Here is a 20,299-nt window from a genome sequence, read left to right on the forward strand (position 1 = left end):
TCGTACATGACCGATAGCGAACACAGTACCGTGAGGGAAAGGTGAAAAGCACCCCGATTAGGGGAGTGAAACAGTACCTGAAACCGGATGCTTACAAGCAGTTGGAGCCCCATAGGGGGTGACAGCGTACCTCTTGCATAATGGGTCAGTGACTTAATCTAACATGCAAGCTTAAGCCGTTAGGTGTAGGCGCAGCGAAAGCGAGTCTGAATAGGGCGACTGAGTATGTTGGATTAGACCCGAAACCCGGCGATCTAGGCATGACCAGGCTGAAGGTGCGGTAACACGCACTGGAGGGCCGAACCGTTGCATGTTGAAAAATGCTCGGATGAGTTGTGTTTAGGGGTGAAAGGCCAATCAAGCCGGGAAATAGCTGGTTCTCCGCGAAATCTATTGAGGTAGAGCGTCGGATGTATGCCGATGGGGGTAGAGCACTGGATGGGCTAGGGCTGCGCGAGCGGTACCAAACCTAACCAAACTCCGAATACCATCGAGTCTTATCCGGCAGACAGACGGCGGGTGCTAAGGTCCGTCGTCAAAAGGGAAACAGCCCTAACCTACAGCTAAGGTCCCCAAGTCGTATCTAAGTGGGAAAGCATGTGGGAATCCCAAAACAACCAGGAGGTTGGCTTAGAAGCAGCCATCCTTTAAAGAAAGCGTAACAGCTCACTGGTCTAAATAAGGGTTCCTGCGGCGAAGATGTAACGGGGCTCAAGATACGCACCGAAGCTTAGGGTTCAGTCTTTGACTGAGCGGTAGCGGAGCGTTCCGTAAGCGAGTGAAGCGGAAGGGTAACCGACCGTGGACGTATCGGAAGTGCGAATGCTGACATGAGTAGCGACAAAGAGGGTGAGATGCCCTCTCGCCGAAAGACCAAGGGTTCCTGCGCAACGCTAATCGGCGCAGGGTGAGCCGGCCCCTAAGACGAGCCCGAAGGGGGTAGTCGATGGGAACCACGTTAATATTCGTGGGCCTGGAGATGTGTGACGGATCGTGGAAGTTGTTCGACCTTATTGGATTGGTCGGGCAGCCAAGCGGTTCCAGGAAATAGCCTCTCCGTATAGACCGTACCCGAAACCGACACAGGTGGTCAGGTAGAGTATACCAAGGCGCTTGAGAGAAGTATCCTGAAGGAACTCGGCAAATTGCCTCCGTACCTTCGGAAGAAGGAGGCCCCGTTATTGCGCAAGCAGTAGCGGGGGGCACAGGCCAGGGGGTAGCGACTGTTTAGCAAAAACACAGCACTCTGCTAAGTCGGCTTCAAGACGACGTATAGGGTGTGACGCCTGCCCGGTGCTCGAAGGTTAAGAGGAGGAGTGCAAGCTCCGAATTGAAGCCCGAGTAAACGGCGGCCGTAACTATAACGGTCCTAAGGTAGCGAAATTCCTTGTCGGGTAAGTTCCGACCTGCACGAATGGCGTAACGACTTCCCCACTGTCTCCAGGATATGCTCAGCGAAATTGAATTCTCCGTGAAGATGCGGAGTACCCGCGGTTAGACGGAAAGACCCCGTGCACCTTTACTGCAGCTTCAGAGTGGCATTAGGAAATAACTGTGTAGCATAGGTGGGAGGCTTTGAAGCACCGGCGCCAGCTGGTGTGGAGCCATAGGTGAAATACCACCCTGTTGTTTTCTGATGTCTAACCACGCACCGTTATCCGGTGCTGGGACCCTCTGTGGCGGGTAGTTTGACTGGGGCGGTCGCCTCCTAAAGAGTAACGGAGGCGCGCGATGGTAGGCTCAGGCCGGTTGGAAACCGGCTGCGAGAGTGCAATGGCATAAGCCTGCCTGACTGCGAGACCGACAGGTCGAGCAGAGACGAAAGTCGGTCATAGTGATCCGGTGGTCCCTCGTGGAAGGGCCATCGCTCAACGGATAAAAGGTACGCCGGGGATAACAGGCTGATGATTCCCAAGAGCTCATATCGACGGAATCGTTTGGCACCTCGATGTCGGCTCATCACATCCTGGGGCTGGAGCAGGTCCCAAGGGTTTGGCTGTTCGCCAATTAAAGTGGTACGTGAGCTGGGTTCAGAACGTCGCGAGACAGTTTGGTCCCTATCTGCCGTGGGCGTCGATTGTTGAGAGGAGTTGCCCCTAGTACGAGAGGACCGGGGTGAACATGCCTCTGGTGTACCTGTCATCGCGCCAGCGGTGCAGCAGGGTAGCTATGCATGGACGGGATAACCGCTGAAAGCATCTAAGCGGGAAGCCTCCCTCAAGATAAGCAATCTTCGAACCGTCATAGACCATGACGTTGATAGGCCGGGTGTGGAAGCGCAGTAATGTGTGGAGCTAACCGGTCCTAATAGTTCTTTTCGCGCTTGTTGAATCCCACCATCAACGACAGTCCTGAATGGATTGTCCTCGGTGTGGAGGATGACCAGCCAGACATCGATTTAAAACCGCATCCGCCAGCTTCATTGCTTGGTGACCCTAGCGTCTGTGACCCACCCGATCCCATCTCGAACTCGGCCGTGAAACCGGACAGCGCCGATGGTACTAGCGCTCAAGCGCTGGGAGAGTAGGTCGTCGCCAGGCATTGCAGCTGACGGAGCACGGAAAAACCCATTTACAAGTCAGAGGGCCACCCCGTCCAGGGGAGGCCCTTTTGGCGTCTTTGGCTTTTGGCCTTTGATGCCGCGCCGATCGCCTCCTCAGGGGTTCGGCCAAACCGTCGCCGGAGGTGACGTACAGGTGCCGCGGGGTGGAGCAGTCCGGTAGCTCGTCAGGCTCATAACCTGAAGGTCGTTGGTTCAAATCCAACCCCCGCAACCAGTTTTAGCGAACCAGCCTCGCCGTCCTTCCGGACCGCGGGGCTTTTGTCGCTTTGGGGCCCGAGAAGCGCAACCAGGTCGCCATCTGGAACTGGCGGCATCATGGCGTGAGCGGGCTGGTGCGGATCGCGTGCTGTCCGTGTTAACCCGGCTCCGGCCGATCGTCGCGGAACGGTGAGGCGCCAGATTTCCGCCAGCGCCTGGTACGGAAACTCGAGGGCGCTTTGCGCCGCATTACCCACAGTGCTCTTGGCCTCGAGTTCGTTGAAGCCCCCCGTCAGGTTTTCGAGTTGAACCTGCGGGCGCGGGAAGCGGTGATGCTCGCTGGATCCCTGGTTGGTATTCTTCGTACACGATGCGGCCCCCGCGACCGGAGCGGGCGGATTAGGCGCTACCTGCGTCGCATGAACCGGCTGACCAGAAACAACTAGAATGGCCTTGGTCAGCGTGACGCCGCGAGTGGACAGGAGCGCTATCGGACATCGAGGTGATCCGAACCGGATGCCGCCTCGTTCACATCGGTTCGATCTCACCGCGAACGAAGGCGCGGAGATCCGCAGCCAGGCTGGCGAGCTGCGTCTCGTCTTCGAAGATCGAGTGGCCGGCTGGATAGCCGCGCTGGAGATAGCGTTCGCGCGGCACCCCCGCCTGATCGAGGGCGAACGGTCCCGCGTGAACCGGGGTGGTGATGTCGTAGTAGCCGCCAGCCACGAACAGCCGCATGGACGGGTCGACGCTTAGCGCGGTCGCGAGGTAAGGCGCGAACGTGGCCGCGCGGTAGCTCCCGCCGTAGCCTTCGCCCCAGTTCCACTGGAAGTTGATGCCGAGATTGAGGCTGCGATAGGCGCTCGGGAGCGAATAGCCGAGTTCATCCGCGAGATAGCGCTCGATCGCGTGGGGTCCGTCGCTTCCCAGCGACATCGATGGATCGTCGAACGGTGGCCGCAGCTTGGATTCCTCGATCGATCGCGTGACCCGCGCATCGAGCTGGCCGGTGCGCAACCCTTTCTCTTTCAAAAGCGAGAGCATGAAATCGAGCTTGCCGATCCGCAGCCGTTCCCGCTCGATCTGGTCGGCAGGCAGCCCGATCAAGGTCGAAAGCTTTTCGGCCACGCGGCGCCGTTCTTCGGCAGGCAGGCGTGGCCCCTGTGCCAGCGCACTCACATAATCGGTTTCGGCGAAGTGCTGCGCGGCCGCGAAATGCGCCGCGACATCGCGTCCCTGGCGGTCGATCGCGCCGTGATACCACGCGACTGCCGCTAAGGTCGGCAGTGTGGTCACCTGCGAGAGGATCGGCCCGTCCGTCCAGCCCAGCGACGGTGACAGCAGCACCACGGCATCGGGCAGTGCCTGCTCCGTGCTGTGCAGCTCGTTCAGGATCGCGGCCGCGCGCGCGGTGCCGTAGCTTTCGCCCACCAGCACGGCCGGGGACGCGAGGCGACCGTTGGCGCGCTTCCATTCGTCGATGATGCGGACGACGGCTTGCGCATCGCCCTTGACGCCCCAGAACGAAGCGGCGTCGGCCCCTTCGACCGGCATGCTCGCGCCCGTTCCAGGCGGATCGATGAACACGAGGTCCGCGACGTCGAGCAGGCTGTGCGGGTTGTCGGCCAGGCGCATGTCGGCGCCCTCACCGAGGATGCGGCGGGGCCCAAAGGCATGCATGTGGAGCGGGGAGGAGGATGCGCCCGGGCCGCCGTTGAACACGAACAGCACCGGCCGCGTCGCGGCATCGCCCAGGCCCTGGGCAACGTAGGCATAAGTAACTGCGACGACGGCCGGCTTGCCGTCCTTGCCCGCCAGCGGCTGTTCGCTGACGATCGCGCGGTAAGCGATGCGCTTGCCGCCCAGCACGATGTCATGATCGGTCGCGACGACGCGGCTCGTAGCCTCTTCGCGCGGGATCATCGGCTCCATCGCGCGCAGGAAAGCGGGCGACATCGGCGCATCGGCGTCCTGCGCCAAAGCCGGCGTGGCAGCCGTAGCGAGCAGGACGGACAAGAGGCAGCGGCGGAACGGCATCGTTTTCTCCCCGGAAACGGCCGCGCGCTCTTATGCGCGCGGTAAGGCGTCGAGCAGGCGGTCTATGTCCTGTTCGTCGTTGAACACCGAAGGGCACACGCGGAAGCGGTTCTTCGACAGCGTTATCTGCACTCCGGCGCTCTTCAATCGCTCGCCGAGCTTCCCGCGCGCATCGGCGAGGACGCAGGTCATCAACGGCGCGCGGCAGCCCGGCGGCGTGACCAGGGAATAGCCCTTCGCCTCGAGCCCGGCGCGCAGGCGATCCAGCAGAGGCTGACGCCACGCGGTCAGGCGTTCGACGCCAAGGTCGAGCAGGTAGCCGAGCGACCAGTCGAGCTGGACGATGCCGGCGTGCGAGCGCGTGCCCATGGCGAACATGCCCTCCGCATCGTCGCGCGCCGCGACGTCGGCGATCGTCTCGCCCGGCGTGTCGAGCGGATAGACGTGCGGCGTGAATCGTGAGAGGCCGTAATAACCGAAGCGCTTGCGCGTCAGCCGGTCCATCCGGTCGGCCCGCGCATAGAGGAAGCCGATCCCGAAATCCCCCATCAGCCACTTGTAGCTCGCGGTCGCGGCGAAATCGACGCCGCTGCCATGGAGATCGACCGGCACCGCCCCGGCGGCGTGGATGATATCGGCATAGACCAGCGCGCCGCGCGCATGGGCAATCTCGCACACGCGCTTCAGATCGTGCTCGAAGCCATTGTAGGTCGAAACCAGCGATAGCGAGACCAGCCGCGTTCCGGGAGTGATCGCGCGCTCGTAATCCTCGATGGCGATCCGCCCGTCGCGCGGTCGCAGCCAGGCCACGTCCATCCCGCGGCGCGACAGTTCCTCGTAGAGATAGAACGATCCGAAGAAATGGAGCGTGTCGGTGACGATGCGCCCGCCCGCCCGTGGCAGGTCGAGCGCGTCGATCACCATCTGCTCGCCCGCGGTCGTGCTCTGGACGAATGCGAGCTCCGCCGGCGAGGCGCCGACGAGGCGGGCGAAGCGTTCCTTCACGCGCTCTTCCATTGCGCTCGTCGGGTAATCGGCCGCCGTACCCCGGCGTGTGAAATAGTCGGCCACCGCCGCCCGCGCACCGCGCGCAGGCGGATGCATGGTTCCGGAATCGAGATAGACGCCGTCGACGTCGAAGGCGGATCTCTCCGGCAACCTTCCCGCCACGCCGGCGCTCGCCGTCACCGGAAGCGCGGCCGCTGCCGTCAGCACGGCACGGCGCGACATCTCCAGCCCGTTCCCCGATTGCGTCATATCCGGATTGTACGCTGCAGGCGGCGCATAGAACACGGCGTTCCCGTTGCACGGAGATCGCCTGTAGCGGCGTGCTGCTGCCCGACGAACGCGTGATTGCGAATAATCTATTCGTCTATTCCCCCTTACGATCGAGCAAATACTGCGGGAGAGCACGTCGTGCGCATTACATCGATTTCGCGAGTCCTGGTCCTGCTGACGTGTTCCTGGCTACCCGCCGCCGCTGCGCTCGCCGCATGTCCGGCTGATGCCGTCGAGACCCGCCAGAACAGCGGCACGCTGTCCTATCTTGCATGTGCCGGAACGATCGCGGTCGACAATGGCGGAGATGCGCAGGGGCGCATATTCTATACCGCCTACCTCGCGTCCGCGGAGCACGAGCAGCGGCCGGTCGCCTTCGTATGGAACGGCGGCCCCGGCGCTGATTCGCGGCTGCTCCACTTCTCGGCGCTCGGCCCGGTGCGCATCCGCGAGGGGCGGGTCGAGGCAAATCCTGACAGCCCGCTGGCGGTCGCCGATCTCGTGTTCGTCGACCCTGTGGGAACGGGCTTCAGCCGCGCCGCGAGCGAGGCGGATGCCGCGGGGTTCTACGCGACGACCGCGGATATCGCCGCGACGACCGATTTCATTCTTTCGTGGCTCGATGCGAGCGGCCGCTCGGGGGCGCCCGTCTTCCTCGTCGGCGAAAGCTTCGGCACCTGGCGGGCGGCGGGCGTTGCGGAAGCCTTGGCCGACCAGGGCCGTCCGGTCGCCGGGATCGCGCTGATCTCGGGCGGCATTCCACTGGGTGACCTGCCTGACCGCCATCTGATGCGTGCGCTCTCGCTGCCCAACCGTGCCGCGACCGCGCTGGCACATGGCAAGCTGCCGTCCGAGCTGCAGGGCGATATCGAGCAGGTGCTGCAGGAGGCGGAGCGGTTTGCGCGTGCGGTCTACGCGCCCGCGCTGGCCGATCCGGCATCGCTCTCGCCCGAGGAACGCCAGACGATCCGTGCGCGCGTTGCAGCCTTCCACGGCCTGCCGCAGGAGGCGGTCGACCCCGAGACGTTATGGGTATCGCCGCGCACGTTCCGCACAGAACTGCTCGGGGATGGCGGGCAGATGCTCGACGTGTTTGACATGCGCATCGCGGGTGGCGCCGATCCGACGCCGTCGGGCGCGGCGGTTCTGCGCTACTACCGCGAGCGCCTGCGCTACGCCGAGGGGCGTTACGCCGGGATCGAGGTGGAGGAACTGCCGGTCGGCGCCGGGTGGCAGTACGATCAGGCGCCGATCACGCCGGAATCGCTCGCCCGCGCCATGGCCGGCGAGGGGCCGCCCAGTCCCTCCCAGCCGTGGACCCTGCGCGCGATGGAGAAGATGCCGGACATGAGAACCTTCGTCGCGGCCGGATTTTACGACTCGCTCAATAGCTGCGCAGCGAACGAGGCCACGGTCGCGGCGCTGCCGGCCGCCGTCGCCGCACGGTTTGCGCTCCACTGCTATCCCGGCGGACACATGATGTACGACGAGCCAGCGGTGGCGATAACCTTCGGGCGCGACATCGCCGCATTCTTGAAGGGCGAGAAACAGGAATAATTTTCACGCTTCGAACCCGGTTCTCACCGAACCTAATGCTCTCTAGGGCTTGCATCGGTAGAGAACGACGACCGCAATCCAGTTCACCGGCATATCCTTCGGCGCGATTTCCGGGATGGAACAACAAGACCGAATCCGAAGGGGAAGCAGGATGCGTACGAGGATGACGATCACCATGGCGCGGCTGCTCGCATCCGCCGCGATACTGGCGGGCGGGGCGGCTCATGCGCAGGACGCTGACGAGGCCGTTGGCGGCCCGGTCGTCGGCGAAGCGACTGCGGGCGAAGCCCAAGCCCCCGAGATCGTGGTCACCGGCTCGCGAATCCGCAGCAAGAATGTGACCACCGCCTCGCCGATCATCGACGTCGGGCAGCAGGATGTCGAGGACCGCGGTTACGTCAGCGCCGCCGAGGCGCTGAACGACCTGCCTTCCGTCGTCCCGCAGCTCAACCAGGCCGATGGCAGCGGCGAGTCGAGCGGTTCGGGGCAGCAGTTCCCCAACCTCTTCGGCCTCGGGCCGGGGCGCACTCTCACGCTGATCAACGGGCGCCGCATGGTCACCTCGACCTCGGGCATCGGCAGTGGCGGCGTCGGCGACGCGCAGGTGGACTCCAACATCATTCCGCTGGGCCTGCTGCGGCAGGTCGAAGTCTACCAGGGCGGCGGCGCCGCGGTTTACGGATCGGACGCCATTGCGGGCGTCGTCAACTACATCCTGCGCGACGACTTCACCGGTGTAGAGCTCGACGCTCAGGCCGGGATCAGCGACCGGGGCGACTACGAGACCTACGCGCTGCGCGGCACGGCCGGGACCGACTTCGCCGATGGGCGCGGCAACGTCGCAGTCGACGTGGGCTGGTCGAGCTCGCCGATCCTGCGCTTCACCGATCGCCCGCTGTCGAACCTCGGGCGCCTGACGGTCAACAATCCCGACGATACGGGCCCGGACGACGGCATTCCCTCGGTCCAGGAAATCTTCAACGCGCGGTTCTGGCCCTTCAACGCCAACGGCGTCGTTTTCACCAATCCCGCCCCGCCGCCGAACTTCCTGACGCAGCTCGACGGCCATGCGATCCAGTTCGCACCTGACGGATCGATCGTTCCTTACGACACCGGTGCCCTGGCAGGCATTCCCTTCGCCAGCGGCGGAGACGGCTTTCCCTACCAGCAGCTCGCTGGCCTGCGCACGGGCGTGGAGCGTCTGACGGGCGCGATGGTCGGCCACTACGACGTGACCGACCGGATCCGCCTTTCGACCGAGCTGCTCTACGCAAAGACCGAAGGGACGGAGATCCCGCAGGGCAACAGCCGCACGGTGCTCAACGCCGGCAGCTACGCCGGGCCGATCGCGTTCACCGTCGACAACCCGTTCCTCACCGATCAGGCCCGCGCGGCGCTGATCGAGGCGAACCCGGCCTTCGCCGGCGGGCGGCCGCTGTTCCTGTCGAAGCTGTTCCTCGACCTCGTGCCCGACCCCTCGCAGCGCACCAAGACCGAAACCTACCGCGCGGTACTGGGCCTCGACGGCACCTTCGATGTGGGCGACCGTGAGTTCTACTGGGACATCTCGGGCAGCTATTCGCGTGTCGATGGGCAGCGCCGCGGTTGGCAGGTCATCAACAGCCGCTTCGACAATGCGATCAACGCGGTCCGTTCGGGCGGCCAGATCATCTGCGCGATCAACGCCGATGCCGACCCTTCCAACGACGACCCCGCGTGCGCGCCGATCAATCCGTTCGGCAACGGCAACGTCAGCGCCGAGGCGCGCGATTATGTCAGCACCATCGCCGGAATCGACTGGACCAACGAACAGGTCGATTTCCTTGCCACCCTCGGCGGCTCGCTGTTCACGCTGCCGGCGGGCGACGTGCAGTTCAGCGCCGCTTACGAACATCGCGACGAAAGCGCGCGTTTCGATCCGCTGCAGGCGAATCGCGAGGGCTCGTTCGGCTCCGGCGCGCAGGAGGTTCCGCAGTCCGGCAGCTACAACACCGACGAGCTTTCGGGCGAGCTGCTGATCCCGCTGGTCGGAGAAGGCTTCACGCTTCCGCTGGTCCACTCGCTCGAAGCGAAGGGTGCGTTCCGCTACGTCGACAACTCGCTCGCCGGGAAAGAGAACGTGTGGGACCTCGGCGTGCGCTGGCAGCCGGTGCGCGACGTGACGCTGCGTGCCTCGCGCAGCCGCAACTTCCGCGCGCCGACGCTGACCCAGTTGCTCGTTCCCACGAGCGAAGGGCTCGATGCCGCCGGCATCGATCCGTGCGATGCGGACCGCATCGTCGGCGGGCCCAACCCCGACATTCGCCGCGCCAACTGCCTCGCGCTGTTCGAAGCCAACCCGGGCTACGGCGTCGATGCCGACGGGACCGGGGCGGGGCTGTCGGCCGAAGAGCGGCTCGCCCGCTTCCAAAGCGGTTCGGAGAATTTCCAGCGTGCGCTCATCACCTCGCGCGGCAATCCCGATCTGCGCAACGAGGTCTCCGACACGTTCACGTACGGCATCGTCCTGGCGCCGAGCTTCATCCCGGGTCTGACGATCACGGCCGACCGGGTCGAGATCGATCTCGAGGACGGGCTGTCGCTGTTCACGACCGAGGATTTCGCAGCGACCTGCTTCGACGATGCGACGCCCGACGCGGGGATCTGCTCGGCCTTCACCCGTCTCGCCGCGCCCAACGGCGTCAGTTCGGGTGGGACCATCGTCACCGGCACCACGACCACGATCAACGCCGGCAAGATCCGCTATCGCGGCGAGGTCTACGCGGTGGAATATTCCTTCCGCCCCGGCGAGTGGTTCGGCGGCGACGATCTCGGCCGCATCCGGCTGGGGGTGACAGCGACGCACAACACGCTGCTCGAACGGTCGGTGACCGGCACGACCTTCGTGCGGGAAGACGATACCTACACCACGCCCGAATGGGTCGGACGGTTCAATCTCGCTTACGACAAGGGGCCGCTGCGGCTGACCTATCAGGCGGACTATCGCGGGGAAACGCGGGCAGGGCCTGACGCGACGATCGAGAACAATCCCAATCCGATCCTGGAAGGCAATACCGTCCACAACGTCTCGGCGCAGCTCGACCTCGGCGATTTCGTCCTCCGCGGCGGTATCGACAACCTGGCGGACAAGGCGCCCTCCTATCCGCAGATCGCCTACGGCGACATCCTCGGCCGGCGGTTCTTCGTCGGGGTGAAGATCCGACTCAAGTGATCGCTGCGACCTGCCACCGGCCCGGCGCAGCGCGCCCGGCGCGTCTCGAACAGGAAGAAGGCACGGCATGATCCGGTTCGACCAAGACGCGCCAGGCGGCGGTCCGGGCGGGGCACTGCCCGCCCCGCGCTTCGGCTCGTACAGCCAGTGGGTGCGCGACGTGATCCGCAAGGTGCGGTCGGAGCGCAACCTGCTGATCAGCCTGTTCGAAAGTTCGGTGCCGGAACCCGCCGAACTGCTGCACGAGATCATCCGCGACGCCTTCGGCGAAACGGTGACGACGCGCTACGCCAGCGCGTTTGCCGGCGGAAATCCCTATGTCATCGACCAGCTCGCGGCGCGCTACAGGGTCGAGCGTGACCGGGTGCTGTGCACGACCGGCGCGACCGGAGCCCTGTCGCTGCTGTACCGCGCGCTGCTCGCGCCGGGCGACCGCATCCTCGTCGAAACGCCGGGTTTCGATATCTTCGATACCGTCGCCCGCTCGCTGAACAAGCCGGTCGACCGCTTCGTTCGCCGGGGCGACGATTTTGCGATCGACCCGGAGGAAGTCGAGCGCGCGATGACCCCGCAGACACGGCTCATTCTGTTGTCCAACCTCCATAATCCCTCGGGCATGGCGATTGCGCCCGAAGTCCTGGCGGCGATCGCGCGCATGGCCGAAGCGCGAGGCGCGATCGTGGTGGTGGACGAGGTCTACGGCGAATATGCGGGCTCGGAATTCAACCCCGCGGCCTCGGGCACCTGGTCCCCGGCGCTGGTCAGCGTCAGCAGCCTGACCAAGATCTGGGGCCTCAGCACCCTGCGGTGCGGCTGGATCGTCGCGCATCCGAGCGTGATGGAGCCGGTCCGCGCGCTGAACCGGGAGGTCGAGTTCGGCATCTCCAATCTCGCGCACGCGGTGGCGGCGCTCGTGCTCGAACAGCGCGATCGGTTCGAAAGCTATCGCGAGGGCATGCTGCAGCAAGCCCGGCCGATCATCGAATCCTATCATGCGCACTGGCTCGCCGAAGGGTTGATGGCCGGCCGTCTTCCGCCGCACGGATGCATCGCCTTTCCGCGCGCGGTGGGGATCGACGACACCGAGCATTTCTCGGAGTGGCTGGCCGACCGGTGCGGGGTCGTGGTCGTGCCGGGCGAGCACTTCGGGGCGCCGGGCCATCTCCGGATCGGGTTCGCCCATGCGCCGGCGGATGTGGATTACGGGCTGCAGGCATTGACCGACGGCCTCAAGCGCTATCGAGCGCTCGGCGAGCATCGACGCGGGAGAACCTGATAATGGATACGGTGCGCGCCTGCAGGAAGGCTCTGGGTTTCGCGGCGCTCGCTGCGGCGGTGACTCTCTCCTCCGCCACGGTCGCACAGGATGTCCGTCACCGCGCGCAGAATGAGGCGAAGGTGGCCGGACGGACAATCGCCTATACCGCCGAAGTCGGCGAGATCGCCGTATCGAGCCCCGATCGTCCCGAGGACGCGAACGTCGGATACATGTCTTATGTGGCACGAGGAGCGGCGGATCGGCCGGTGCTCTTCGCGTTCAACGGCGGGCCCGGCGCCTCGGCCTCGTTCCTGCACATGGGCGCACTGGGGCCGGTGCGCGCCCGCGTGCCGCAGGACCCTGACGCGCCTCTGCCGGCGGAGGCGGAGGTCGGCGCCAATTCCGACATGCTGCTCGACGTAGTCGATCTGGTCCTGCTTGATCCGCCGGGCACCGGATTCTCCGCGATCGATGCCGGTGCGGACATGGATTGGTACCGCTCGGTCGACGGGGACGCCGATGCCGTCGCACAGGCGGTTCTCGCATGGCTGCGCGCCAACGGCCGGCTGGAGGCGCCGATCTACGTCCTCGGCGAAAGCTACGGCACGATCCGCGCGACCGCGATGATCGAAGCTCTGCACAAGCGCGCGCCCGAGGTGCGGCTCGCCGGCGTGCTGTTGATCGGCCAGGCTCTCAACATGATCGAGACCTCGCAGCGGCCCGACAACGTCGTCACGTATCCGGTGGCGCTGCCCACGCTGGCGGCGATCGCATGCTATCATGGGCGGATCGGCGAGTGCGACCCGGTCGCTTCGGCCGAGGCGGCCAGCGCGTTCGGGCCCGAATACCTCGCGGCGCTCTATCGCGGCCGCGCGCTCGATAGCGAGACGCGCCAGGCGGTCGCCGGGCGGCTGGCGGACCTGACCGGCATCGCCGAGGACCGCTGGCTCGAGTGGGACCTGAAGCTTTCCAAGGAGCGGTTCCGGGTCGAGCTGCTGCGGGGCGAGGGTGTCGTTCTCGGCCGCTACGACGCACGGTACACTGCTCCGCGCGCGCCGGATGCCGGACTTGTCGTTGGCCCCGACGCGTTTTCTCCGGTCTCCGGGTTGTATGGTGCGGCGATGGTCGCCGAACTGACGGATCGCGGGGTGCCCGGCGCGAAAGACTATCGCGTCATCGCCCGCACGGAGGGCGAATGGGTCTACGGTTCCGGAGATTCGCCGTTCAACGACTGGCCATTCATGGCAATCGCCGAGCAGGCGATGGAACGCGACCCGCATTTCCGCCTGTTCATCGGCACCGGTCTCTATGACCTGACGACGACCGTGGGCGCGGCCGACTATCTGATCGCCCAATCAGATGCCGGCCGCGAGCGGATCGTCGATCACGTCTACCGTGCGGGCCACGTCGCCTACTCCGACGACGAAAGCTGGCAGCAGATGATCGGCGACATCCGCGCCTTTATCGAGGGAGATACCGCGCAGTGACGAATGCTGGCGAGAAGGGGCTTGCCGCGCGGATCGATCTCTGGGGGGTCGTCGCGCTCGGGCTGGGCACGGCGGTCGGTGTCTCGATCTTCTCGGCTATCGCCCCAGCGGCCGCGATCGCGGGGCCGGGCATGCTGCTGTCGGTTCTGGTCGCGGCGTTGCCGATGTACCTGATCGCCGTCAGCTACGCCTATCTCGGTTCCGCTTTGCCGGTCTCGGGCGCATCGTTCGCCTGGCCGGCGCGATTCCTGCATCCCGCGGTCGGCTTCTTCATCGCCTGGGCGCGGATCGTCGCCAATATGGGTGCGATCGTGGTGCTGGCGCTGGTGCTGGTGCGCTACGGCTCGATGCTGGTGCCGCTCCCGACCAAGCCGACGATGTTCGCGGTAATGGTCCTAGTGCTGGCGGCTAACTGGTTCGGCATCGACGTCGCTGCGCGCGTGCAGAAGATCCTGCTCTCCGCCATGCTCGTGCTGTTCGCGGTGTTCGTGATCTGGGGCGGGGCGACCGAAGTGTCGCTCGACCGACTCCAGCCGCTCATGCCCGAGGGCTGGGGCGGCGTGATCGCCGCGGCGCCGCTGCTGATGGGGCTATTCTTCGGAATCGAGGCCGCGACCGAAGCGGGGGCGGAAGTCTCGAACAGCCGCCGCAACATCCCGCTCGGCATTGCGCTATCGATCGGGTCGGCCACCGTGCTCTATCTGGCGGTCGGCTTCGTCGCGTTGGGCCTGCTCGGCGGCCCCGCGCTGGCGGCGAGCGAGGCGCCTATCCTCGACGCTGCGCGCGTGTTCATGGGGCCGCTGGCGGTGCCGGTGATCGCCCTTGCCGCCGTGCTGTCGATCGGCAAGTCGCTCAACGCGATCTTCGCCATGTTCAGCCGCAGCCTCTTCGCAATGGGCGAGGCCGGCGTTCTCCCCGCCGCGCTGGGCCGCATCCATCCGCGCTGGCGCACGCCGCACGTCGCCCTGCTCGCAGTGTTCGCGATCGGCTGCGTCGGGCTGTTTCTGCCGATGGAGCTGACTTTCCTGTTCCTCGCGGTGAACATTCCGAACCTGCTCAAATATGCGAGCATCTGCCTGTCCGCAGCGCGCGTCGCCGCCCATCATCCCGAGCTCCATGCGCAGGCCGGCTTCCGCCCGCCGGCGGCGCGGATGCGCGTGATGGCGATTGCCGGGGCGCTCTGCGCGCTGGCGTTGATCGCGGTCGGCTTCGAAGCCGACTGGCGGCCTTACGCCCTGCTCGGCGGCTGGCTCGCGGTGGGCGTGGTCTACTATCTGGTGAAGCAGCGAGGGCGGTGATCGCCCCCGCCTCTGTTCACTCCAGCCCGGGGATCGCGGGCGCCTCGGCGAAGGGCTTCACGCCGAAAGCGGCGTGGATCTCCGACGGGAAGTAGATCGTTCCGTCTTTCACCACCATCGCGATCCGGTGCAACTCGCGCAGGTCCTCGAGCGGATTGCCCGGCAGCAGCAGGAAGTCCGCATACTTGCCGCGCTCGACCGAGCCGAGATTCTGGTCGCGGCCCATGTAGACTTCCGGCGCGAGCGTGCCGAGGCGGAGCACTTCCGCGGGCGCGATTCCCGCCTCGCCGTAGATCTGCAGTTCGCGGTGCAGCGACAGGCCGGTGGCGTCGTCGGTGCCCGGCAGGAGGCGCACGCCGCGATCATGCAGGCGCTTGATCAGTTCCTTGATCTTGACGAACGAGCCTTCGTAAGCGGCCGCATCGGCCAGCGTTTCGATCGGCGCGATCCCCTGGCGCCGGCGGCGCTGGAGCGCGATCGGCAGATGATCGATATAGTTCGCGACCGCAGGGCTCGGCTGCCCGTCGCGGCTTAGCATCAGCAGCTCTAACGTCACTGCGGTCGGGTCGAGCGCGATATCGTGCGCGGCCATTGCTTCGATCGTCTGCTGCACCTGGGCCGAGGAGAGGTCCAGGTCGGCCGTCCGCCGCATGGCCGTGAGGCGCAGCGGGGTGCGGGTATCTTCCTGCGGATCGAGGACCCAGCCCAGCATGAGCTGGTTGATGTGAGTCACTTCGTCGTATCCGGCGGCGATCATCGTATCGGCATTAGTGAAGGCCGGAATATGGCCGGTCACACCCATGCCCAGGCGGTGCGCTTCGCGGACCACCGCGGGAATCCAGTCGGGATTCATGGAGTTGTAGATCTTGATCTGCCAATAGCCGCGCGCCGCATACCAGCGCACGGCCTCGACCGCTTCGGCCTCGCTCGCCGCGATGATGCCGTTGCGGGCGGAGTAGCTGCTGCGCCCTTCGAGGAAGCCGTTGCGCACGATGCGCGGCCCGGCGACCGTCCCGTCTTCGATCCGCTCCATCAAGCCGTCGAGAACGGCGTTGTCGTTCCCCATGTCACGGATCGAGGTCACCCCGGCCGCGAGATAGAGCAGGGCCGATTGCGGCGAGACGTGGGCGTGCATGTCGTGCAGGCCCGGCAGGATCGTTCCGCCCTGGCCGTCGACGACGATCTCGCCCGGGGTCGCAGGCGCGTCGAGCGGGTGGATGCCCGCGATCCGCTCGCCCGACACGACCACCGATACCGGGTCCCCCAGCGTGCCGGCTTTCGGGTCGAACACGCGGACGTTGCGGATGCGCATCGGGCCGTCGAGCGTATGCGCGAACCGCTTCTGGAGCGCCGCGAAGCGTTCGGCGGTGAGCCGCGTCGCCAGTTCGGTGAGCTCAGGCACGGCCCCTTCGGAACCTTCGCGCACGGTCGCGCCGTCGGTGTCGATGCGGGCGAAGAGGCGCCCCTGCGGATCCAGCAGGATCAGTTCGGGCGACAGGTCGATGCCGCTGATCGAGAAGGCGCGGTAGGTCGTGCCTTGCACTTGCGCCTCGCCCAGCGCCTCCAGTTGCAGCTCGCCGCCGGGCAGCGCCGCCATGCGCTGATCCTCGTCCTTCAGGAGTGCGCGGGCATAGAGGCCGAGCGCCCACGGGCTGCCGTTCTGCGCGATGTAGAGCGCGGTGGCGGCCTGTTCCCTCTCCTGCGTTCCCGTGGAATCGGTCCAGCGGACGGTCTGCCCGTCGCGCGCGAACCGTTCGCGCACCTCGCTGCCGAAGGTGGAGGTGCCATCGATCGCCCAGCGCACGGGCAGGCCGTCCGCACCCAGCTCGATCTCTTCCGTCGTGGTCGGACCGCGACCGTTGTTCTTGACGTCGTAGCTGATGGCGACGGTGGAGCCCTGCTCGTCCGCTTCGACGAACCCGACTTTCTCGCCGCTGGTGACGACCGACCAGCGCACCGTTTCGGCATGGGCCGGCAGAGCGGCGAGAAGGGTGGATGCCGCGAGGAGGGTGCGGAGGGAATAATGACGCATCAGGTGTTCAGGCTCCGATAGACATGAGCGGCGGCGGCAAGATCCTGCACCGCATGGCCGAGCGACTTGTAAAGGGTGATATCGTCCGCGCTTGTCCGGCCGGCGACCGTGCCGAGCAGGACTTCGCCGATTTCGCCGACGATGTGATCGTCGCCGACGAGGCCGGCCGCGCGCGCATCGAGGAATTCGGCCGCCGCGTCGAGAGCCGAGGCGCGGCTGTCGGCGATGTAGCGTGCGCGCACGACCATCTCGTGATCGCATTCCACCGGGCCGGGGCCGCTCGAGCCGACGAGGTTCACGTGTGTGCCCGGCCGGACCCATTCGCCCCGCAGCACCGGCTGGGACGCGGCGGTCAGGGTGCAGATGACGTCCGCCTCCGCCGCGGCGCGAGGCAGGTCCTCGACCGCCTGCGCCTCGATACACGAATAATCGGCGGCGAGGGCCGCGGCTTTCGCGGGATCGCGCCCCCAGATCAGGATCCGGCGGAACGGCCGGACTTGCGGCAGGGCCTCGAGATGCGTCCGCGCCTGCCCGCCGGTGCCGACGATCAGCAGGGTGCCGGCATCCTCGCGCGCGAGCGCATCCGTCGCCATCGCCGTCGCCGCCGCAGTGCGGATATGGGTGATCTCTTCCGCATCGACGATCGCGACCGGCTTGCCGTCGTCGGGCTCGAACAGGACGATCACCCCGCGGTGCCGCCGCCTCCCGGGCGCGGCGGGATCGCCGAATACGCTGACCAGCTTGGCGCCGAACATGTCGTGCGTGCCGAGCGCGCCCGGCATCTGGGCGAACGTGCGTGCCTCGCCGAGCGGGATCATCGTCCGCAGTAGCTGGCGCGTCGTCCCGGCGGAAAGCGCTCGCATCGCCTCCCGCATGGCTTCGATGCACGAAGGGTAGTCCAGCCGCCGCCGCACGTCCGCTGCGTCGATTATCGTCAGATCGTTCCGGTCCATTGATCCTCCCTCGCCGAACCTATTTCGGTCCCTGCGGCAAAACTTGCCCGAAGGTTCCCCGCTTTCTAAGGCTGGCGCATGAATGATGCGCTCTCGCGGAATCCGGAGCATAACCATGGCCAATGAACTCGACCGCCTCGACCTCAAGATCCTCGACCGCCTGCAGGTCGACGCATCCGAATCCTCCAGCGAGATCGCCGAGCGGGTCGGGCTGTCGCAATCCCCGTGCTGGCGCCGGATGCAGCGCCTCAAGGCGAAGGGATACATCAAGGCGCAGGTCGCCGTGCTCGACCGGGATAAGCTGGGCGAGAGCATGTATATCTTCGCGCAGCTTCAGATAGGTCGGCTGACCGACGAAGAGCGCGACCGGTTCACGCAGGCGATCGAGGATATCCCGGAGATCACCGAAGCCTACACGCTGTTTGGCGAAATGGACGTGATGCTGAAGGTGCTGGCGCCGAGCATGGCCTGGTATCAGGGGTTCACCTTCCGCACGCTCCTGCGCCTTCCCGGGGTGCAGGATGTCCGCTCGACCGCGACCTTGTCGGAGATCAAGTGCACGCATCGCCTGCCGCTTCCATCGTTGTGATCCCTGCGCCCTCCAGCGGGGCGCATAGTCTATGCCGCGCCCGGTCGGGCCGGTCGGAGAACGACTGCGATCATGCGCGGACGTTGCCGTAGATTCGCCGTGCAACGTATGGGAGAGAAGGCGGTGAGGGGAATTCTGCTGACGATCTGCGCGCTCGGCGCGGCACCGGCCTTCGCGGCGACGCCCGTGGAAGCGCCCGCGATTACGATCACCATCCGTCCCGAGGCCGCGAACGCCGAAGGGGCCGTTCCAGCGCTCGATCTCACGGTCGTCGCCGACGGTATCGAGGCCGCGCCTGGAACGCCCGTCGTCGAACTGCCGATCGAGGCCAACACCGTGGTCACCAGCGCCGACGACGTCGAGGGGCTGACCGCACGCGACGCGCGCGGCGCGGTGATTCTGACGCCGACAGACGAGGCGGCGGACGCTTCCAACCGCACCCGGTTCTGGCATGCCGACCGTGCGATCGAGGGGCCGCTGACGCTGCGCTATCGCGTCACGATCGACGCCGCCCGGCCATTCATCAGCCGCCCGCAATACGAGCTGCGGACGGGTCACGGCAGCTTCTCGGGCGCCGGGAACGCCTTCCTCATGCTTCCCGCAGACGAGACTGCCCGGCGGGTGACGGTCGACTGGGACCTCTCGGCCATGGGACTGGGCGCGACCGGCGTTTCCAGCTTCGGAATCGGCGATGCGCAGAGCGCTACGCCGCTTGCGCCCGCGCGGATCGCGTCGACCTACTACATCGGGGGCCGAGCGGGCACGTACCGGTCGGACAGCGGCGGGTTCTTTGCCGGCTGGGCCGGCGATCCGCCGTTCTCGACCGACGAGCTCATGGCCTGGGCGGCCGATCTGCACGGTTTCTACGGCGAATTCTTCGGCGAAGCGGCGGCGAGCTTCGGCGTTTTCGCGCGCCCCAATCCGGACAATCCCGGCAGCGGTATCGGGCTGACCGACAGCTTCGCCTTCACCTATGGCCCCAAGTCCGAGATCGGCGATCTGCGCGGGCTTCTCGCGCACGAGATGCTGCATGCCTGGGTCCGCTCGCTCGATGAATCGATGGATCGACCCGGCGGCCTCGACCGGAGCTGGTTCGGCGAAGGGCTCGCGGTCCATTATCAGCGGATGCTGCCCTATCGCGCTGGGCTGATCGACGCGGATGCCTTTCTCGACGATCTGAACAAGACGGCGGGGCGCTACTATACCAACGTGATGATCGGCACGCCGAATGCCGAGATTCCGGCCGGTTTCTGGCGAGACACGCGCATCCGGGTTCTGCCCTACGACCGCGGCTCGCTCTACTTCGCCAGCCTCGATGCGAAAGTGCGCGAGGCATCGGTCGGCAAGCGATCGCTCGACGACCTCGTACGCGCGATGCTTGCGGAGCGCCGCGTCGGGCGGCCGATGGACGAGGCGCTGTGGCGCCGTTTGCTGCGGGCGGAACTCGGCCAAACGGGGATCGACGATTTCGAAGCCATGCTGGCCGGCGGGACGATTCTGCCGCCCTCCGACGCGTTCGGGCCCTGCTTCCAGCGCACCACGCGGCCGCTGCGACGCTTCGATCTCGGTTTCGATCCCGCCTCGCTGCTGAGCGACCCGCGCAGGGTGCAGGGCTTGAAACCGGGCTCCGAAGCGGAGAAGGCGGGGTTGCGCGAGGGAGACGCGATCACCAACACGTTCTCGCAGGATGGCCTCCAGGCAGACCAGGAGGCGTTTCTCACGCTCGAGGTGAAGCGGGGCGGCCAGAAGCTGACGATCCGGTACCAGCCGCGCGGCGAAACGGTCGATGCCTACCAGTGGGAGAAGACCGAGGCTGGCTCGTGCAGTTCGTGACCGTG

At 65.9% G+C, this 20,299-nt stretch carries 11 protein-coding genes, 1 tRNA gene and 2 rRNA genes (1 of these 14 running past the window's edge); 10 read left to right on the forward strand and 4 right to left on the reverse strand.

What is annotated here, in order from left to right; translation table 11 throughout:
* From JNO53_RS08740 to JNO53_RS08750, 3 genes are all read left to right on the forward strand, one after another.
* Nucleotides 1–2,328: ribosomal RNA gene (locus JNO53_RS08740) — 23S ribosomal RNA — on the forward strand; it begins 463 nt to the left of the window's first position.
* Between the two features lie 97 nt (nt 2,329–2,425).
* Nucleotides 2,426–2,540: ribosomal RNA gene (rrf, locus tag JNO53_RS08745) — 5S ribosomal RNA — on the forward strand.
* Between the two features lie 160 nt (nt 2,541–2,700).
* Nucleotides 2,701–2,777, forward strand: a tRNA-Met gene (locus JNO53_RS08750).
* A 512-nt stretch (nt 2,778–3,289) separates the two neighbouring features.
* Here the strand turns inward: JNO53_RS08750 and JNO53_RS08755 are convergent.
* Together JNO53_RS08755 and JNO53_RS08760 are read right to left on the reverse strand one after the other, a co-directional pair.
* Nucleotides 3,290–4,798, reverse strand: a complete 1,509-nt coding sequence (locus tag JNO53_RS08755) for a S10 family peptidase (RefSeq protein WP_238401780.1) — start codon at nt 4,796–4,798, stop codon at nt 3,290–3,292.
* 30 nt (nt 4,799–4,828) lie between these two features.
* A complete protein-coding gene (locus tag JNO53_RS08760) occupies nt 4,829–6,028 on the reverse strand; it encodes an aminotransferase class V-fold PLP-dependent enzyme (RefSeq protein ID WP_238401781.1) in 1,200 nt (399 codons plus the stop codon).
* 186 nt (nt 6,029–6,214) lie between these two features.
* On the opposite strand from JNO53_RS08760, the gene JNO53_RS08765 reads away from it, so the two are divergent.
* From JNO53_RS08765 to JNO53_RS08785, 5 genes are all read left to right on the forward strand, one after another.
* Entirely contained in the window at nt 6,215–7,633 is a 1,419-nt protein-coding gene (locus JNO53_RS08765; protein WP_203109793.1) for a S10 family serine carboxypeptidase-like protein, read from the forward strand.
* Nucleotides 7,634–7,784: 151 nt separating this feature from the next.
* The gene (locus JNO53_RS08770; RefSeq protein WP_203109795.1) at nt 7,785–10,844 is read left to right on the forward strand and encodes a TonB-dependent receptor domain-containing protein; all 3,060 of its coding nucleotides are present in this window, start codon (nt 7,785–7,787) and stop codon (nt 10,842–10,844) included.
* Between the two features lie 67 nt (nt 10,845–10,911).
* A complete protein-coding gene (locus JNO53_RS08775) occupies nt 10,912–12,120 on the forward strand; it encodes a pyridoxal phosphate-dependent aminotransferase (protein ID WP_203109797.1) in 1,209 nt (402 codons plus the stop codon).
* A gap of 2 nt (nt 12,121–12,122) precedes the next feature.
* Nucleotides 12,123–13,589 carry a S10 family serine carboxypeptidase-like protein gene (locus tag JNO53_RS08780; protein WP_203109799.1) on the forward strand — a complete coding sequence of 489 codons (1,467 nt, stop codon included), beginning with the start codon at nt 12,123–12,125 and terminating at the stop codon, nt 13,587–13,589.
* Nucleotides 13,586–14,887, forward strand: coding sequence for an APC family permease (locus tag JNO53_RS08785; RefSeq protein ID WP_338015329.1), 1,302 nt, complete (start codon nt 13,586–13,588; stop codon nt 14,885–14,887). Before JNO53_RS08780 ends, JNO53_RS08785 begins: the two co-directional genes overlap by 4 nt.
* A gap of 16 nt (nt 14,888–14,903) precedes the next feature.
* On the opposite strand, the gene JNO53_RS08790 is transcribed toward JNO53_RS08785, so the two are convergent.
* Both JNO53_RS08790 and JNO53_RS08795 read right to left on the reverse strand, forming a co-directional pair.
* A complete protein-coding gene (locus tag JNO53_RS08790; RefSeq protein WP_203109808.1) occupies nt 14,904–16,919 on the reverse strand; it encodes an amidohydrolase family protein in 2,016 nt (671 codons plus the stop codon).
* A complete protein-coding gene (locus JNO53_RS08795; protein ID WP_203109810.1) occupies nt 16,919–17,872 on the reverse strand; it encodes an ornithine cyclodeaminase family protein in 954 nt (317 codons plus the stop codon). Before JNO53_RS08795 ends, JNO53_RS08790 begins: the two co-directional genes overlap by 1 nt.
* A gap of 115 nt (nt 17,873–17,987) precedes the next feature.
* On the opposite strand from JNO53_RS08795, the gene JNO53_RS08800 reads away from it, so the two are divergent.
* Together JNO53_RS08800 and JNO53_RS08805 are read left to right on the forward strand one after the other, a co-directional pair.
* Nucleotides 17,988–18,461 (forward strand): Lrp/AsnC family transcriptional regulator, encoded by a 474-nt coding sequence (locus JNO53_RS08800; RefSeq protein WP_203109812.1) that lies wholly within the window; start codon nt 17,988–17,990, stop codon nt 18,459–18,461.
* 123 nt (nt 18,462–18,584) lie between these two features.
* On the forward strand, nt 18,585–20,294 hold the full coding sequence (locus tag JNO53_RS08805; RefSeq protein ID WP_338015330.1) for a M61 family metallopeptidase: 1,710 nt from the start codon (nt 18,585–18,587) through the stop codon (nt 20,292–20,294).
* Nucleotides 20,295–20,299: the final 5 nt, after the last annotated feature.

The organism is Altererythrobacter sp. C41 (genome assembly GCF_016803135.1).
In the GTDB taxonomy this organism is placed as follows: domain Bacteria; phylum Pseudomonadota; class Alphaproteobacteria; order Sphingomonadales; family Sphingomonadaceae; genus Pelagerythrobacter.

Coding starts and splice junctions, on each gene's coding strand:
- JNO53_RS08795 (WP_203109810.1), bottom strand. CDS start 17,872: ATGGACCGGAACGATCTGACGATAATCGACGCAGCGGACGTGCGGCGG.
- JNO53_RS08760 (WP_238401781.1), bottom strand. CDS start 6,028: ATGTCGCGCCGTGCCGTGCTGACGGCAGCGGCCGCGCTTCCGGTGACG.
- JNO53_RS08770 (WP_203109795.1), top strand. CDS start 7,785: ATGCGTACGAGGATGACGATCACCATGGCGCGGCTGCTCGCATCCGCC.
- JNO53_RS08790 (WP_203109808.1), bottom strand. CDS start 16,919: ATGCGTCATTATTCCCTCCGCACCCTCCTCGCGGCATCCACCCTTCTC.
- JNO53_RS08755 (WP_238401780.1), bottom strand. CDS start 4,798: ATGCCGTTCCGCCGCTGCCTCTTGTCCGTCCTGCTCGCTACGGCTGCC.
- JNO53_RS08780 (WP_203109799.1), top strand. CDS start 12,123: ATGGATACGGTGCGCGCCTGCAGGAAGGCTCTGGGTTTCGCGGCGCTC.
- JNO53_RS08800 (WP_203109812.1), top strand. CDS start 17,988: ATGGCCAATGAACTCGACCGCCTCGACCTCAAGATCCTCGACCGCCTG.
- JNO53_RS08775 (WP_203109797.1), top strand. CDS start 10,912: ATGATCCGGTTCGACCAAGACGCGCCAGGCGGCGGTCCGGGCGGGGCA.